A 15860-nucleotide genomic window follows, 5' to 3' on the forward strand; every position below is an offset into this window, starting at 1 on the left:
AATGCAAAATTTATCCTCAAATTCCTTGAAGAAAAAACTCTTGGTGAATAATGCGGGCTAAAGCCGCCCGTATCATTTCAGGATCCAAATCAATACCCAGCACTTGTTGGTAATGTTCGCCCAACGCTAAGGAAAGGGTGCCTGTTCCGCATCCAATATCCAGTATGCTGCTATCCCTTTTTGGAATTTTTAATTTGATAAACTCCACTTGGTGGACATTGATTTTAAAAATATGGTGGTAATAAGGCGCAATTTGCTGGTAAAATCCCATAATGATCAGTGTATCCCTAAAGATAGCTGAAATAGCCTAAAATTCCTCCTTTACTATCCGTTCTTCAGAGACGCCCAATCCTACAAGGGCTTTTTCTACAGCTTCCATCATTTTTGGAGGGCCGCAAACATAAAAATATCCATTTAGGGAGGTATTTTCCTTTATAAAATTAGCGGTAATATGTCCGTGTGCGTAATTATCCGTTTTCTCCTCGGATAGGATATTGATGAAGTTTTGCCCTAGTGTATCTTTAAATTCTTTTTCTAAAATAATATCCGCCTTGGTTTTATTCCCAAAAAGAAGCTTGTTGTAGCCCAATTTACCCTGCGCTTTTAAATCTCTAAGAATGGCAACAAAAGGGGTGATGCCAGCCCCACCTGCTATGAAGGTGCCTTCTCCTTTATAATGGATGGCTCCAAATACCTCATTTACTATTAGCTGGTCACCGGCTTCTAGGCTAAGGAGCTCGTTGGTAACTCCCTGGTGGCTGGGATAGGTCTTTATCATAAATTCCAGATAGTCTTTCTCTGGTAAACAGGTAAAAGTGAACGGTCTTCCTTGATCCTCCCAACCAGATTTGTCCAAAAATATTTCAGTTGCCTGACCAGGAGCAAAACTTGCTTCCTTGGGTTTTTCAGTGACAATGTGTAATACATCATGGGTGATGTGATGTATCTTTTTTATTGTAACGGGTTGCTTTTCCATGGTTTAAATCGTTTAGAGGTTTTTAATGGATATTAGGATGTTTTTAATGCCACTATTTCTCGGATCATTTGATTGGTAAATCCCCATTCATTGTCGTACCAAGTCATAACCTTTAGTAAGTCGCCATCCACCACACGGGTCATGCTTAAATCAACCGTAGAGGCATAGGGGCTCTTTATGATATCCGAGGAGACAATGGGATCGCTGGTAACGGCCAATACCTGGTTATAACGCGCTGATGCAGCTTCTTCCGTGAAAATTTCATTGACCATTTCTGGAGTCACTTCTTTTTTGGTAACAAAGGTTAAATCTGAAATAGATCCCACGGGTACTGGGGTTCTTATGGCTACTCCATCAAACTTGCCAGAGAGCCCAGGTAAGGCTTTGGTAGTGGCTATAGCTGCACCGGTGGTGGTTGGTACAAGATTGGTGGCAGCTGCCCTGCCCATTCGAAAGTTTTTTTGCGATGCGCCATCTACCAGCTCCTGGGAAGCGGTATAAGCATGCACGGTAGTCATGATAGCTTTTTTAATGCCTATTCTTCGATCTAGGATTTCTACTACCGGAGAGATATTGTTGGTAGTGCAACTGGCACAGGAAAAAATGGAAATTTCCCCGTCCAAACTATTTACCCCATGGACCACCGTGGGAGTGTCCTTGCTTTTTGTGGGTGCGGAGATGACCACTGTTTTGGCTCCGGCATGGATGTGCTTTTCGGCATCTTCGCGAAGCGTGAACAATCCGGTGCTTTCTATGACTAGATCAATTCCTTTTTCCTCCCATGGTAATTCTTCAGGGTTTTTTATGGTAGTGTAGCCAATTTGGACTCCGCCTACCATAAGAGTCTGTCCTGTATGGGATACCCCTTTATCATAAATGCCATAGACGCTGTCGTATTTTAGGAGGTATGCTAGGTTTTCGATAGAAATAATATCGTTCACTGCAATAATTTCTAACCCTTTGGTTTCTAGGATTAACTTAAGGGCCGCTCTTCCAATGCGTCCCATGCCGTTGATAGCGATTTTCATAGTATATAATTTTAAATTAATGTTCCAATTATCTAGAAGGCTAAGGGATGTTGTTCACTGCTTGTTATTAGTTTATTCTAGAACGGCATCCAAGATGATGTTTAAACTTAGCGCCTTGCTCATAGGACAATGGTCCTTGGCTGAATGGGCATATTCCTTAAATTTCTTAAGCGCTATATTGGGGACCTTGGCCTTGAGGTACAAGTGTGATTCCGTAATTTCTAGCTTGTCTACATCCAAAATTACGGTAGCAGCCACATCTAGATAGTTTGGGGTGTACCCGGCCTCCCCTAAAATCTTGCACAAGGCCATGGCAAAGCATCCCCCATGTGCGGCCGCCAATAACTCTTCCGGATTGGTGCTGGTCCCATATCCAAAACGAGAGGTAAAGGAATACGGGGTATTGTTTAAGACTTTACTTTGGGTGGTTAGCTTTCCTTCACCCTCTTTTATGGAGCCACTCCAAAGTGCGTGTGCGGTACGTTTCATAGCGATTAGTTTTAAAAGTTATTGCTCAATTTGAAAGCATTTTCATTTTAGTGCTTTTCGTTTTCCAAGAACTGCCTAAGTACATACTGTAGAATTCCTCCATGGCGGTAATATTCAATGTCTATTAGGGAGTCGAGCCTGGTGATCGCACCAAATTTTATTTCTTCCCCTTTATCGTTCCTTGCAATCACCTGTACCTCTTTCATGGGGCTAATGTCCTTGGCAATACCGGTTATGGTGAATGTTTCCTCCCCGCTGATTCCCAATTTTGCTGCGGTGTCCCCCTCTTTATATTGCAGGGGCAAGACCCCTAGTCCTACCAAGTTGCTGCGGTGAATACGTTCGTAGCTTTCGGCCAGTACAGCTTTTATTCCCAATAAAAAGGTACCTTTGGCGGCCCAATCCCTAGAGGATCCACTGCCGTATTCTTTGCCCGCAAGCACTATCAATGGGGTTTTGTCTGCTTGGTATTTTTTGGCGGCATCATAAACTAACATCTCTTCTTGTGTTGGCAGATAGGTGGTATAGCCCCCCTCTTTCTCGGCGAGTTTGTTATTAATGCGAACGTTGGCAAAAGTGCCGCGGACCATCAATTCATCATTTCCGCGGCGACTCCCGTAGGAGTTAAATTCTTCCTTTTTTACCCCTCTGGAGATCAGGTATTTTCCCGCTGCTGAATGTTCGTCAAAAGCACCGGCAGGAGAGATGTGATCGGTAGTAATACTATCTCCTAGTACCAATAGTGCGCGGGCATGCTGAATGTCTTTTAAGTCAGGCGCCTCGGCAGAGATATCTCGGAAAAAGGGGATTTCTTTAATGTAGGTGGAGTCCTTGTCCCATTGGTACAGTTTTCCCTCTGGAATCTCCAAGTTTTTCCAGATCTCATTGCCCTCAAAGATCTCCCCGTAATTTTTCGCAAAATCTTTGGGAGAGAGAACTTTACTTAGTATTTCATTAATTTCGTCGTCTGTAGGCCAGATATCCTTGAGGTATACGGGCAATCCATTTTTGTCGTAACTAATAGGGGCCTTGCTAAGGTCTATATCTACCCTTCCTGCAATGGCATAGGCTACTACTAACATGGGCGACATAAGGAAATTCATTTTTACCTGAGAATGTACCCTAGCCTCAAAATTTCGATTCCCTGAGAGTACAGAACACACCACCAATTCATGATCGTCCACAGCTTTTGCTATTGCTGGTGGCAAGGGGCCCGAGTTCCCTATACAAGAGGTGCAACCATAACCTACTAAATGGAACTGTAAGGCTTCGAGATCTTTCATCAGGTCGGCTTTCTTTAAATAATCGGTGACTACTTTGGAGCCTGGGGCGAGTGAAGTCTTTACCCAAGGTTTTACATCAATACCATGTTCACGGGCCTTTTTAGCCACCAGTCCTGCCCCAATCATTACAAAAGGGTTGGAAGTATTGGTGCAAGAGGTTATTGCGGCGATCACTACAGAACCGTCAGAAAGCATAAATTTATCGTCCCCCTCGTTTATCCAGACCGTTTTGAGTCCGTCCTTTTCCTTGGTTTCAATTACTGCTTTGTGGGGCTGATGTTGGGTTTGAGGTTCGGGTTGGTTGCCCCCTTCCCCTTTCCATCTAGCCAATGAGTTTATGGTTTCTCGGTCTTTTTGCTCTATATATTCGCGCTCAAAGGAATGGTTTAGTAGGTCTATAAATGTAGGTTTAAAATTCCTTAACAAAATCTTGTCTTGCGGTCTTTTAGGGCCTGCTACGGTAGGTTCTATTGAGGAGACGTCTAGCGCTATTACTTCGCTGTACCTTATGCTTTCCTCATTTTCCCTCCACAGCATATTGGTTTTGCAATATTTCTCTACTAAGGCGATATGTTCTTCGGAGCGATTGCTTTTTCGCATGTATTCTAGCGTCTTGTCATCTATAGGGAAATAGGTGATGGTACACCCAAACTCGGGAGACATATTGCCGATGGTGGCCCTATCTGGTACGGAAAGGTGATCTAGACCAGGGCCAAATACTTCTACGAACTTGCCTACTACGCCTTGTTTTCTCAACACATTGGCAATAGTTAAAACAAGATCGGTGGCGGTAGCGCCTAAGGGAAGTTTTCCCGTAAGCTTAAGGCCAAGGACTTCAGGGGTGATAAAGTAAATAGGCTGTCCTAAAATTGCAGCTTCCGCTTCTATCCCGCCTACGCCCCAGGCCACTACGCCAATGCCATTGACCATGGGGGTATGACTATCCGTACCTACGAGGGTGTCTGGAAATAACACTCCGTCTCTTGAAATAACTCCTTTAGAGAAATATTCTAGATTCACTTGGTGGCAAATACCCATACCCGGGGGTACTACACTAAAATTATCGAAGGATTTTTGGGCCCATTTTAAAAATTGATACCGTTCCTTATTACGGTCAAATTCCTTTTCCATGTTCCGCTCATAGGAATAATTGGTGCCAAAATAATCTACTTGTACAGAATGGTCTATGACCAGGTCTACGGGGACTAGCGGATTTATCGATTCCGGATTTCCTCCCTTTCTGGCCACCTCTGCACGGAGGGAGGCAATATCTACCACCGCCGGTACTCCTGTAAAATCCTGCATTAAAACCCGGGCGGGTTTAAAGGGGATGTCCTTGTCAGATCCGAGTGGTTGCCAGTCTAGCAAGGTCTCAATATGCTGCTTGGTAATGGCAAAACCATCGTAATTACGGAGTACATTTTCTAAAAGGATACGAATAGAAAATGGGAGTTTATCTATTGGGTACCCCTGGTCTTTTAATGCGGTAAGACTGTAATAACTGAAAGGATTTCCCGCCAGAGTTATTTCCTTTTTTACTTTATATGGGTCTTTTTCCATGTCGTTTCTTTATTAAATGAGGGTGACAGATTAATATATTCCGATTTAGGCCTAGACTTGCTAGTATTTCCGATACCAAAGCTTGCTAAAAGGGGCCTATTTTTTTTATTTTAAAAGTTGTTGGCTAAGGAATTCTGGATGTCTTTATTTGGGGGAATATTATGATGCGTTTAATTGAACAGAACTTCTTGGCCAAGGGGGAGCTAGCTATTTTTATTGCCCTCATAGGAATAGGCGTCTACACCTTGCTTGTGGGGCCTATGCCTTAAAAGTGGATCGGGTCTTTAAATCCATTTTTAAGTTGTGAATACGATGGCATTAGGTTAATTGTAAGTGGCTGATTCTCTTCTAAAGATACGCATTATTTTATTTAGGACGAAACTATCTTAAATTGAAAATTGAGGGTGCTAGCTCTTCATTCTTAAGGAGATTAGGGGATGGCTATTTTCTTGGATTGTGGGGGTCTAGGGATGTTTAAAATGAAGGGGTTTGGATGTGTTTAGCATAAAAAGTGTAGCGGTTAGCTTACTGTCGCTACAAAGAGGTGGGATTCTGCGATCTAGAAAACAGATGGTAATTTATAGGTTGGACAAGATTGCCTTGCTATTGGTTTGATTCTTTTTTATGTTTTTCATCACTTTATCTTTTGTTACTTCGGTGCAATTGCCCCATTTAGCCAAGTTAATGAACATTGGACGGGGATTTTTTTTTCTTTATCGAGGTCTGTATAATTTAATTAATCCGTTTCCGTAGTTTTGCTTTACGGAGGGGATGTTTTGGCGGCTGGGATCGCTAAAAGTAGTTTGGCTTCCCTATGAGTATCACCGACAACAAATTACATTTTCCGAGGAATGAAAAAGAAATTCAATTTTATTGAAATGGTACTCACTTTTAGTGGGGCGTTTGTGGTGGTAATCTTGTTGTTGATATTGTTGAACTTTTTCAGGCGCAACTAAGGGATGCCCAATGGTTCTAGAACAATTTTAGTGCTTTATGGCAGATGATAAGGAAGCGTGGGGTCTCTTTTTAAAAAGACTTCCACTATAGGAATGAATGTTTTAATACAGGTTTACAATAATGTCTAAGAATAATGCTCGATGGATGTTTGCCATGGCGATGGTTATAATTGGTTTTCTAGTCGGAATTTACCTGCAAGATCTAAAGCACAGGGAAAGTACCGAAGCTGCCTGGAAAGCCAATAGGTTCAATGTGGCCAGGTTCAACAAAATTATGCGCTATACCGGGGAAATGAATGCCGAAAATTGGTGGGCTATGCGCGATAGTATTGGACAGCAATTGGACAGCTTAATGATTCTTCGTTTCCGTAAGGAAATGGATAGTTTAAATGCTATCAAGAAAAATAAAAAGCAATAAAACTACCTTTAAAACGCAAAATCGAATTTTGTTAATCCCTTCTTTTCACCTCCTACTTTCCTGGGTTTCGGACTTTTTAGTATAGTACTTAAATGCCTGTGTAAACCTTGCGGCATAAAGATGGCTGCGAAAGGGTAAAGAGGTGTAGCTAGGAGGGAATCGTAATGGTTCAGGAAAAAAGAGCAATAGATATTCTGGATGAAAAAGTTCATCTAATTGATATGCTGGAAAAATGGGTGCCTTCCAAGACGAGCCTATCGGTTTAAAAAAAGCCGAAAGCGGCTAGAATCAGGCTTACAATCACCGCCACTAGGATAGCGACCAAAACCACTATCATAACGGTTAGAAACCCATTGAGCACTCGTGTGCCTAAGGTGACATCGTTCATATCTTTTATGATTTTTATACAATGTAAGCAATAAATATTGATTTTGAGGCGATTAAAACCCCATTTCCGAGTGTTAAGTAGTGAATATTGTGTTTTTTAGATGAAGAGTTAAAAAACTCGATAAAACACCATATATCCTAAATATTTAAGGGAGTATCTGCTTCTAAATTTATTTGGGCCTCCATAAAAAGCCTGAGTTTTACTTGGGAGTGGATCAATACCCTTTGTTCCTGGGTAGGAGGTCATAAGTCGTGAGGTACTAATAGCAAGGGTTAGAGGGGAGGATTGGTACTTATGATTTAAGTAAGCCGTGAATGTGTTCCATTATACGGATGCTTGCTCCCTTATTTTTGATGACATAGGAGCCATTGATGTTTCCAGTACGCGTTAGATATTCCTGGTCCGAATGTAGTCTGTCCATATTGCTTTTAAACTCCTCCGGGTTGTTTACTACCAGCACGCCGCCTTCCTCTACGAGGTCTTCTGCTTCTTTAAACCCTTGGTAATTGCTCCCAATAAGAACTGGGATTCCAAAAACGGCAGGTTCCAAAGTATTGTGAAGTCCCGTGGCAAATCCGCCTCCAACATAGGCGATGTCTGCGTAGCTATACGTTTTGGTCAGTAACCCAATAGTGTCCAAGATCAACACATCGTACTGGGACAGGGACTTGTTTCGCAATTGGGAGTATAAAACGGTTTTTTTGTGGATAGATTCCTTTAGCTTGTTTATATGGTCGGCCTTAATGTTGTGTGGAGCCAATACATATTTAAAATGCGACGGGGCATTATTGATATAGGGCACTAAAACTGCTTCGTCCTCTGGCCAAGTACTGCCGGCAACCAGTAGTGGGGTGTCTGTTTTAAAGGCTTCCATAAACGCCAGCTGGTTGTCGCGTTCCAAGATTTCCATCACCCTATCAAAGCGCGTATCCCCGCCCACGGTAACGCTATGTATGCCTATTTGGTGCAGTAGGTCTACGGATTGCTGGTTTTGAACAAATATATGGGAGAATTGACCTAGCGCCTTTCGCATAAAGCCTCCGTAATTCTTAAAGTAGATTTGTTGCTTTTTAAAGAGGGCAGAAATAAGCAGGGTGGGGATGTTTCGTTCTCCCAAGGCTTTTAAATAGTTAGGCCAAATTTCATACTTTACGAAAATAGCCAGTTCTGGATTCACGACCTCCACAAAACGCTGGGCATTTTTAAAGGTATCCAAGGGAAGATAGGTAATGGCGTGTGCAACCTCACTGTTCTTTTTAACCTCGTAGCCCGAGGGGGAGAAAAATGTAACCACAATTTTATGGGAGGGGTAAGCTGTTTTTAGTCGCTCTATAATTGGCAAGCCTTGCTCAAATTCGCCTAGGGAGGCGGTGTGCACCCAAAACACCCTGTCTTCTGGTGACAAGCTGCCTTCCAGGTAGGGGAAAACACTCTTACGGCCGTCCACAAAAAGTTTAATCTTAGGATGGAATAAGGCAATTAATCGTAAGAATAAATTAGCTGTTTGAAGGGCAAAATTGTAGATCCGGGACACGTGAAAAAGGTTTGGGGCTAAAATACACTTCTTTAAATAATATCCATTAGCTGCGAATCCTTATTTTTGCAATATTATTGTGATAAATTAGGAGGATGAAGAAAATACAAATGGTAGACCTAAGTGGTCAATACCAGGACATTAAAGAGCAAGTAAATAATTCCATCGCCGAGGTAATGGAAACCACCGCTTTTATAAACGGCCCTGAAGTGCACAACTTTCAAAAAGAATTGGAAACCTATTTGGGGGTAAAACATGTAATTCCGTGTGCTAACGGAACCGATGCCCTTCAAATTGCGATGATGGGATTGGGGTTGCAGCCAGGGGATGAGGTAATTACGGCCGATTTTACCTTTGCAGCCACAGTAGAGGTAATTGCACTCTTAAATCTCACGCCTGTTTTGGTAGATGTAGAGCCAGATAGCTTTAATATAGATCCCATAGCTTTGGAAAAGGCCATAACGCCAAAAACCAAAGCCATTGTTCCCGTGCACCTTTTTGGACAATGTGCCAATATGGATGCCATATTGGAGATCGCAGAAAAGCACAATCTTTTTGTAATAGAAGACAATGCACAGGCCATTGGAGCCAGTTACACCCTTAAGGACGGAAGCCGGAAAAAGGCGGGGACTTTTGGCCATGTGGCGGCAACCTCCTTCTTTCCTTCTAAAAACTTAGGTTGTTATGGGGATGGAGGCGCCCTCTTTACCAACGATAATGAATTGGCGCATACCTTACGGGGAATTGTAAATCACGGTATGTATCAGCGCTACCATCACGATGTGGTGGGGGTGAATTCCCGTTTAGATTCCATTCAGGCAGCAGTACTGCGTGCTAAATTGCCGCTGTTAGATCAATACAACGAGAGACGAAGAAAGGCGGCCCAGAAGTATACTGAGGCTTTTGCAGGTCAGGAAAATATTATAGTGCCTAGCATGGTAAATACCTGTGCGGCAGCATGTGGCGATTGCGATTGCCATGTTTTTCATCAATACACCCTGAGGATTACCAATGGAAAGCGAGATGCCCTAGTGGCGCATTTTGCCGACCTCCAAATCCCTTGTGGGGTGTACTACCCTATCCCGCTGCATAGGCAAAAAGCGTATTTGGACGAACGGTACAAGGAGGAAGACTTCCCGGTAACCAATCAATTGGTTAAGGAAGTAATATCCCTGCCGATGCATACGGAATTGGACGATGAGCAAATCGAATACATTACATCGGCCCTTATAAAATTTGTTAACTCTTAAATAGAAAAATAGGCGCTCCAGCAAAAGGGAATTCCCTTGTGCTGGCGAAATACACTGCCATAAATAACCAATTAGCGTACAAGAAAAATGAAAATATTAGTAACAGGAGGATTGGGCTTTATAGGCTCTCATACTACAGTAGAATTGCAAAATAAGGGCTATGAGGTGGTTATCATTGATGATCTCTCCAACTCCACCGAAAAGGTGTTAGACGGAATTGTGGCCATTACCGGTAAAAAACCCGTATTTGAAAAATTGGACCTTAAGGAAAAATCCAAAGTTGAGGATTTCTTTAAAAGTCACCAGGACATTGCGGGGGTAATTCATTTTGCGGCTTCCAAAGCAGTAGGGGAGAGCGTAGAAAAACCGCTGCTGTACTATGAAAACAATATAGGGACCTTGGTATATCTATTAAAGGAGCTTTCTAAGAAGCAGCGTTCTAGTTTCATCTTCAGCTCTTCCTGTACGGTATATGGTCAAGCAGATAAAATGCCTATTACCGAAGATGCGCCAGTGAAGGCTGCAGAATCTCCCTATGGGAATACCAAGCAGATTGGCGAAGAAATTATTCAAGAGACCTGTAAGGTAACCCCGGGTATCAATGCTATTGCCTTAAGATATTTTAACCCAATGGGAGCTCATCCCTCGGCAGAGATTGGGGAGTTGCCTATAGGGGTGCCTCAAAACTTAGTGCCTTTTATTACGCAGACTGGTGCCGGAATTAGGGAGCAAATCTCGGTCTTTGGTGGAGATTACCCCACGGAAGATGGTACGTGTATCCGAGATTATATTCATGTGGTAGATTTGGCAAAAGCCCATGTAGTGGCCCTAGAGCGTTTATTGAATGCCAAGAACGAGGAGAATTACGAAGTGTTCAATGTAGGAACGGGTAAAGGCAGTTCCGTTCTAGAAGCCATTCAAAGCTTTGAAAGGGTATCTGGTAAAAAATTAAACTATAAGATTGTAGGGCGTAGACCAGGAGATATTATGACCGCCTATGCCGATACCACTAAAGCTAATGAAGTTCTGGGATGGAAAGCGGAGTCTACCTTGGACGAAGCCATGAAGTCTGCCTGGTTGTGGGAGCAGAAAATTAGAAAATAAACCCTTGCCAATATGAAAAAGCACCTTTTGGGGATAGCCCTCCTGTTGTCTGCCCTAGTTTCGGCCCAGGATACCTACTTGCATTGTGGACAGTTGTTGGATACGAAATCTGGGAAGCTGTTGACCCAAAAAACCATTGTGGTTTCGGGGAATACGATAAAAGGCATCCAAGATGGTTATGTGGAAGCAGGGGCGTCCGATAAAGTTATCGACCTTAAAAATAAAACAGTACTGCCCGGCCTTATAGATATGCACGTGCACATTGAAGGGGAGTCTAGTGCTCAATCTTACGTGCATAAATATACCTTAAACGAGGCCGATGTGGCTTTCCGGTCTACCGTGTACGCCAAGCGTACCTTAATGGCCGGATTTACCACGGTGAGAGATCTTGGTGGGACGGGAGTGAATATTGCGCTTAGGAATGCCATCAATAACGGTTTGGTAGTAGGACCTCGAATTTTTACTGCCGGAAAATCCTTGGCAACCACAGGCGGGCATGCAGACCCTACCAACGGTTCTAAGAAAAGCCTAATGGGGGATCCCGGTCCTAATGAAGGGGTGGTGAACTCTGCTGAAGATGCTAAGAAGGCGGTAAGGCAACGCTATAAGGATGGGGCCGATGTGATAAAAATCACGGCTACCGGAGGGGTGCTCAGCGTGGCTAAAAGTGGCCAAAATCCACAGTTTACCATAGAAGAGATTAAAGGGGTAACTGAAACTGCCAAGGATTACGGGATGTTGACCGCTGCCCATGCCCATGGAGATGAAGGAATGCAACGGGCCATTTTAGGTGGAATTAAGACTATTGAGCACGGGAGTTATATGAGTGACGCCACCATGGAACTCATGAAAAAACACGATTCCTATTTAGTGCCAACCATCACTGCCGGGAAGCAGGTGGCTGAAAAAGCTGAGGTAGACGGGTATTTCCCAGGGGTAGTAGCCCAAAAAGCGAGGGAAATTGGACCGCTTATCCAAGGAATGTTTGCTAGGGCCTATAAGAAAGGGGTGCCCATTGCTTTTGGTACCGATGCAGGAGTGTTTCCTCATGGCCTCAATGCCAAGGAATTTGGCTATATGGTAGAGGCGGGGATGCCAATAATGGAGGCCATCCGTTCGGCAACCATTACCAACGCCATGCTGCTAGGTATGGAAGAAGAGTTGGGTCAGCTTAAAGGCGGTTTCTTGGCAGATATCATTGCCGTAGATGGTAATCCTCTGGAAAGTGTAGAAGAACTAGAGAAAGTAGATTTTGTAATGAAAGAAGGAGTGGTCTATAAAGGCCTATAATCCGTGGTTTAGCAAATCTCGATATACTATATGGTACCGCAATTTTCCAACATTAGGGGGTTATTAGAGTATGCCCAGGAAGCCAATCTTTATGATGAGTTGGTGTTGCAGCTAAAAAAGGATTTTACCCTTGCTAATGTAGACTTGGATGTTCCGGAGGATGTTTTGCCTACGGACCTAAAGACGTTGGTTCATGAAAAAGTGTTTTACCTCATTAGGGAGCGGTTTGCAGACTACCTAAACCTACTCTATATCATAGATGTTTCGGAAAAAGTGGTGAAATCCATTCAAAGTGAGGATGTGCTGGAGATTTCCGGGGAGGTGAGTTTGGAAATTCTTAAACGAGAGTGGCAAAAAGTGTGGTTTCGCGATAAATATGGAGGCTAACCTAAAGTTGGAAGCAAAACGAAAATAAGCAGACCACAAACCTATCTGCTAATCTTGCCAATGAGAAAACCTAGGTTTAAAATCCTTAGGTTTTAAATCATATTGCTACCCGTCGCCAGGCTGAATTCATTCCAAAATTAATAGTCTTCAGAGCGAGTTATTTGGCCTTGAACGGCTTTAAAAGAGGAATAATTGGGCAGAAAAGGGGTGATTAGCTCCTATTTTAAAAATATATGCTAAATATTTGTCAATATTAAGGGCTAAGATAAGCCTAGGTGTTTGAAATATTGTATTTTTGATTTAATTTTTGTTCAAAAGACAGAGAATTTTTTCATGGATAAATATTCTTTTTTAAACGCTGCACATACTTCTTTTTTTGCAGAATTATACGACAAGTATTTAACGAATCCCGATAGCATAGAACCCAGCTGGAGAGCCTTTTTTCAGGGCTTCGACTTTGGAATGGAAAGTTCCAACGAAGGTGATGTGGTGGAAATGGCACCGCCTTCCGCCGCAGAAGGGCAGCAGGTAGAGATACCTAAATCGTTGCAAAAGGAGTTTCAGGTAGTCCGTTTAATTGATGGGTACAGGACCAGAGGTCACCTGTTTACCAAAACCAATCCTGTGCGGGAGAGAAGACAATACTTCCCTACCCTGGATTTGGAGGAGTTTGGATTGGATCGCGGGGATCTGGATACGGTCTTTACCGCAGGGGAGATCTTAGGGATTGGACCAAGCACCCTGGAAAATATAATTGAACACCTAAAGACCATTTATTGCGATGCCATTGGGGTAGAGTATATGTATATCAGAAACCCGGAAAGGGTTGAGTGGATACAGAGCTGGTTAAACGTAAATGATAACCATCCCAATTTTGACGCAGATCAAAAGAAGCATATCCTAAATAAGCTGAATCAGGCAGTGTCTTTTGAAGGATTCTTACATACAAAATATGTTGGGCAAAAAAGATTTTCCCTGGAAGGGAACGAATCTTTGATCCCGGCCTTGGATGCCATGATAGAGCGCGCTGCCGAAATGGAGGTAGAGCAATTTGTGATGGGGATGGCCCATAGGGGGCGTCTTAACGTGCTTACCAATATTTTTGGAAAAGAGGCGAAGGATATTTTCAGTGAATTTGACGGGAAGGATTATGACGAGGAGATTTTCGACGGAGATGTAAAATACCACCTTGGTTGGACCTCTGAGCGAAAGGCCAAGAATGGCAATAAAATTAAAATGACCATTGCTCCCAACCCTTCCCACTTAGAAACCGTAGGTGCGGTGGTGGAAGGAATTACCAGGGCAAAACAAGACCTTCATTATGGGGACAACTTCTCCAAGGTGATGCCCATAGTGGTGCATGGAGATGCTGCGATAGCTGGTCAGGGACTAGTTTATGAACTGGTGCAAATGGCCAATTTGGACGGTTATAAGACAAATGGTACTATACATATAGTAGTGAATAATCAGATTGGATTTACCACTAACTACTTAGATGCCCGTAGCTCTACCTATTGTACGGACGTGGCTAAGGTGACCTTGAGTCCTGTGTTGCATGTAAATGCCGATGACGCCGAAGCTGTAGTACATGCTTCGCATTTTGCGGTGGAATTTAGAATGCGCTTTAAGAGGGACGTTTTCTTGGATCTCTTAGGATATAGGAAGTATGGTCATAACGAAGGCGATGAGCCTCGTTTTACCCAACCTAAATTGTATAAGGCAATTGCCAAACACAAGAATGCAAGGGATATTTATGCCGCAATGCTGATAGAGCAAGGGGTAATTGGAGAGGATTATGTAAAGCAGTTAGAAGAGCAGTATAAGGCCGACCTTGAGGAGGAATTGAAGGATTCTAGGAAAGAAGATAAGACGGTTATTACTCCTTTTATGGCCGATGAGTGGAAAGGATTTGAGTATGTAAGGGATTGGGAAATGTTAGATCCCGTGGATACCTCCTATAGCAGGGAAAAACTTACCGAAATTGCCAAGGTGTTAACCGAGTTGCCAAAGGGCAAAAAGTTCTTGCGTAAAATAGAGCGCTTGGTGAAAGATCGTAAGGATATGTTCTTTAAGAAGAACGCGTTGGATTGGGCCATGGGAGAATTGCTGGCGTTTGGTTCTTTGTTAGAAGAAGGATACGGCGTGCGTATGTCTGGTCAGGATGTGGAAAGAGGTACGTTCTCGCACCGTCATGCGGTAATGAAGGTAGAAGAAAGTGAGGAAGAGGTACTGTTGTTAAACCACCTATCCGAAGATCAAGGAAAGTTTCAGATTTATAATTCCCTACTGTCCGAATACGGAGTGGTGGGGTTTGATTACGGGTACGCCATGGCCAATCCCAATACGCTGACCATTTGGGAGGCCCAGTTTGGGGACTTTAGTAATGGTGCCCAAATTATGATAGACCAGTATATCTCTGCGGCAGAAGATAAGTGGAAAATGCAGAATGGTCTGGTAATGCTATTGCCCCATGGATATGAGGGGCAGGGAGCAGAGCATTCCTCCGCTAGGATGGAGCGCTTTTTGCAATTGTGTGCCAGGGATAATATGTATGTAGCTGATGTTACTACTCCTGCAAACTTATTCCATATGTTAAGAAGGCATATGAGGGTTAACTTTAGAAAACCGCTAATTGTATTTACCCCAAAAAGCCTTCTAAGGCATCCGCGAGCAGTATCTACGGTAGAGGAGTTTACCGATGGGAAATTCCAGAAGGTGATAGATGACGCCACTGCTGAGGTGAAGAAAATTAAGAGTTTGGTGTTCTGTACCGGTAAATTCTACTACGATCTTCTAGCGGTTAAAGAGGAGAATAATCGCGATGATGTGGCTTTGGTGAGGATAGAGCAATTGTTCCCTATGCCATCTAGCCAGATCAAAGAAATAATGGAAAAGTATAAATTTGCAGATGATATTGTTTGGGCTCAGGAAGAACCGAGGAATATGGGAGCGTGGAGTCATTTATTGATGCACTTTAGCGAAGCGCATAGATTCCGAGTAGCTTCTAGGAGGTTTTATGCCTCTCCAGCTGCAGGAAGTGCGGTGCGTTCCAAGCGTCGTCATCAGCAGGTGATCGACTATGTGTTCGATATCACAAAAGACAATATGAGTAGGGATCCCGAGGTGGCGAGAAAGGAATCTGAAAGAAAAGCAAACTAACCGAAGTAGTATAAAATAGAAGCGTTTTCAATAACTAA

The 15860-nt window shown here is 43.2% G+C and carries 12 protein-coding genes; 6 read left to right on the forward strand and 6 right to left on the reverse strand.

Annotated elements, in window-relative coordinates; all coding sequences use genetic code 11:
* Positions 1 to 16 precede the first annotated feature (16 nt).
* The 5 genes from F1E73_RS10145 to acnA all read right to left on the reverse strand — a co-directional run bounded on the left by F1E73_RS10145 (position 17) and on the right by acnA (position 5336).
* Positions 17 to 271 carry a methyltransferase domain-containing protein gene (locus F1E73_RS10145; RefSeq protein ID WP_150451835.1) on the reverse strand — a complete coding sequence of 85 codons (255 nt, stop codon included), beginning with the start codon at positions 269 to 271 and terminating at the stop codon, positions 17 to 19.
* A gap of 36 nt (positions 272 to 307) precedes the next feature.
* On the reverse strand, positions 308 to 976 hold the full coding sequence (locus F1E73_RS10150) for a ferredoxin reductase domain-containing protein (protein WP_150451836.1): 669 nt from the start codon (positions 974 to 976) through the stop codon (positions 308 to 310).
* 32 nt (positions 977 to 1008) lie between these two features.
* The gene (gene gap, locus F1E73_RS10155; RefSeq protein ID WP_150451837.1) at positions 1009 to 2004 is read right to left on the reverse strand and encodes a type I glyceraldehyde-3-phosphate dehydrogenase; all 996 of its coding nucleotides are present in this window, start codon (positions 2002 to 2004) and stop codon (positions 1009 to 1011) included.
* Between the two features lie 72 nt (positions 2005 to 2076).
* On the reverse strand, positions 2077 to 2493 hold the full coding sequence (locus F1E73_RS10160) for an OsmC family peroxiredoxin (RefSeq protein WP_086477693.1): 417 nt from the start codon (positions 2491 to 2493) through the stop codon (positions 2077 to 2079).
* Between the two features lie 47 nt (positions 2494 to 2540).
* Complete coding sequence (gene acnA / locus F1E73_RS10165; protein WP_150451838.1) at positions 2541 to 5336, reverse strand: aconitate hydratase AcnA; 2796 nt, start codon at positions 5334 to 5336, stop codon at positions 2541 to 2543.
* Positions 5337 to 6413: 1077 nt separating this feature from the next.
* Here acnA and F1E73_RS10170 point away from each other — a divergent pair.
* Positions 6414 to 6710 carry a hypothetical protein gene (locus F1E73_RS10170; protein ID WP_223883407.1) on the forward strand — a complete coding sequence of 99 codons (297 nt, stop codon included), beginning with the start codon at positions 6414 to 6416 and terminating at the stop codon, positions 6708 to 6710.
* A gap of 680 nt (positions 6711 to 7390) precedes the next feature.
* On the opposite strand, the gene F1E73_RS10175 is transcribed toward F1E73_RS10170, so the two are convergent.
* Complete coding sequence (locus F1E73_RS10175) at positions 7391 to 8632, reverse strand: 3-deoxy-D-manno-octulosonic acid transferase (RefSeq protein ID WP_150451839.1); 1242 nt, start codon at positions 8630 to 8632, stop codon at positions 7391 to 7393.
* A gap of 95 nt (positions 8633 to 8727) precedes the next feature.
* Here F1E73_RS10175 and F1E73_RS10180 point away from each other — a divergent pair, with 95 nt between their 5' ends.
* The 5 genes from F1E73_RS10180 (at position 8728) to F1E73_RS10200 (ending at position 15822) form a co-directional block, all read left to right on the forward strand.
* Positions 8728 to 9882, forward strand: a complete 1155-nt coding sequence (locus F1E73_RS10180; RefSeq protein WP_150451840.1) for a DegT/DnrJ/EryC1/StrS family aminotransferase — start codon at positions 8728 to 8730, stop codon at positions 9880 to 9882.
* 87 nt (positions 9883 to 9969) lie between these two features.
* Positions 9970 to 10986: a UDP-glucose 4-epimerase GalE gene (gene galE / locus F1E73_RS10185; RefSeq protein WP_150451841.1), complete on the forward strand. Its 1017-nt coding sequence runs from the start codon at positions 9970 to 9972 to the stop codon at positions 10984 to 10986.
* Positions 10987 to 10998: 12 nt separating this feature from the next.
* On the forward strand, positions 10999 to 12276 hold the full coding sequence (locus F1E73_RS10190; protein WP_150451842.1) for a metal-dependent hydrolase family protein: 1278 nt from the start codon (positions 10999 to 11001) through the stop codon (positions 12274 to 12276).
* A 30-nt stretch (positions 12277 to 12306) separates the two neighbouring features.
* A complete protein-coding gene (locus tag F1E73_RS10195) occupies positions 12307 to 12663 on the forward strand; it encodes a hypothetical protein (protein WP_086477687.1) in 357 nt (118 codons plus the stop codon).
* Between the two features lie 333 nt (positions 12664 to 12996).
* On the forward strand, positions 12997 to 15822 hold the full coding sequence (locus F1E73_RS10200; protein WP_086477686.1) for a 2-oxoglutarate dehydrogenase E1 component: 2826 nt from the start codon (positions 12997 to 12999) through the stop codon (positions 15820 to 15822).
* Positions 15823 to 15860: the final 38 nt, after the last annotated feature.

The sequence above is a fragment of the Arenibacter lacus genome (genome assembly GCF_008711145.1).
Taxonomy (GTDB): domain Bacteria; phylum Bacteroidota; class Bacteroidia; order Flavobacteriales; family Flavobacteriaceae; genus Arenibacter; species Arenibacter amylolyticus.

Excerpts from the sequence above, each read along its gene's own strand:
- gap (WP_150451837.1), bottom strand. The coding sequence starts at position 2,004 with ATGAAAATCGCTATCAACGGCATGGGACGCATTGGAAGAGCGGCCCTT.
- F1E73_RS10180 (WP_150451840.1), top strand. The coding sequence starts at position 8,728 with ATGAAGAAAATACAAATGGTAGACCTAAGTGGTCAATACCAGGACATT.
- acnA (WP_150451838.1), bottom strand. The coding sequence starts at position 5,336 with ATGGAAAAAGACCCATATAAAGTAAAAAAGGAAATAACTCTGGCGGGA.
- F1E73_RS10190 (WP_150451842.1), top strand. The coding sequence starts at position 10,999 with ATGAAAAAGCACCTTTTGGGGATAGCCCTCCTGTTGTCTGCCCTAGTT.
- F1E73_RS10145 (WP_150451835.1), bottom strand. The coding sequence starts at position 271 with ATGGGATTTTACCAGCAAATTGCGCCTTATTACCACCATATTTTTAAA.
- F1E73_RS10195 (WP_086477687.1), top strand. The coding sequence starts at position 12,307 with ATGGTACCGCAATTTTCCAACATTAGGGGGTTATTAGAGTATGCCCAG.
- F1E73_RS10150 (WP_150451836.1), bottom strand. The coding sequence starts at position 976 with ATGGAAAAGCAACCCGTTACAATAAAAAAGATACATCACATCACCCAT.
- F1E73_RS10160 (WP_086477693.1), bottom strand. The coding sequence starts at position 2,493 with ATGAAACGTACCGCACACGCACTTTGGAGTGGCTCCATAAAAGAGGGT.
- galE (WP_150451841.1), top strand. The coding sequence starts at position 9,970 with ATGAAAATATTAGTAACAGGAGGATTGGGCTTTATAGGCTCTCATACT.
- F1E73_RS10200 (WP_086477686.1), top strand. The coding sequence starts at position 12,997 with ATGGATAAATATTCTTTTTTAAACGCTGCACATACTTCTTTTTTTGCA.
- F1E73_RS10170 (WP_223883407.1), top strand. The coding sequence starts at position 6,414 with ATGTCTAAGAATAATGCTCGATGGATGTTTGCCATGGCGATGGTTATA.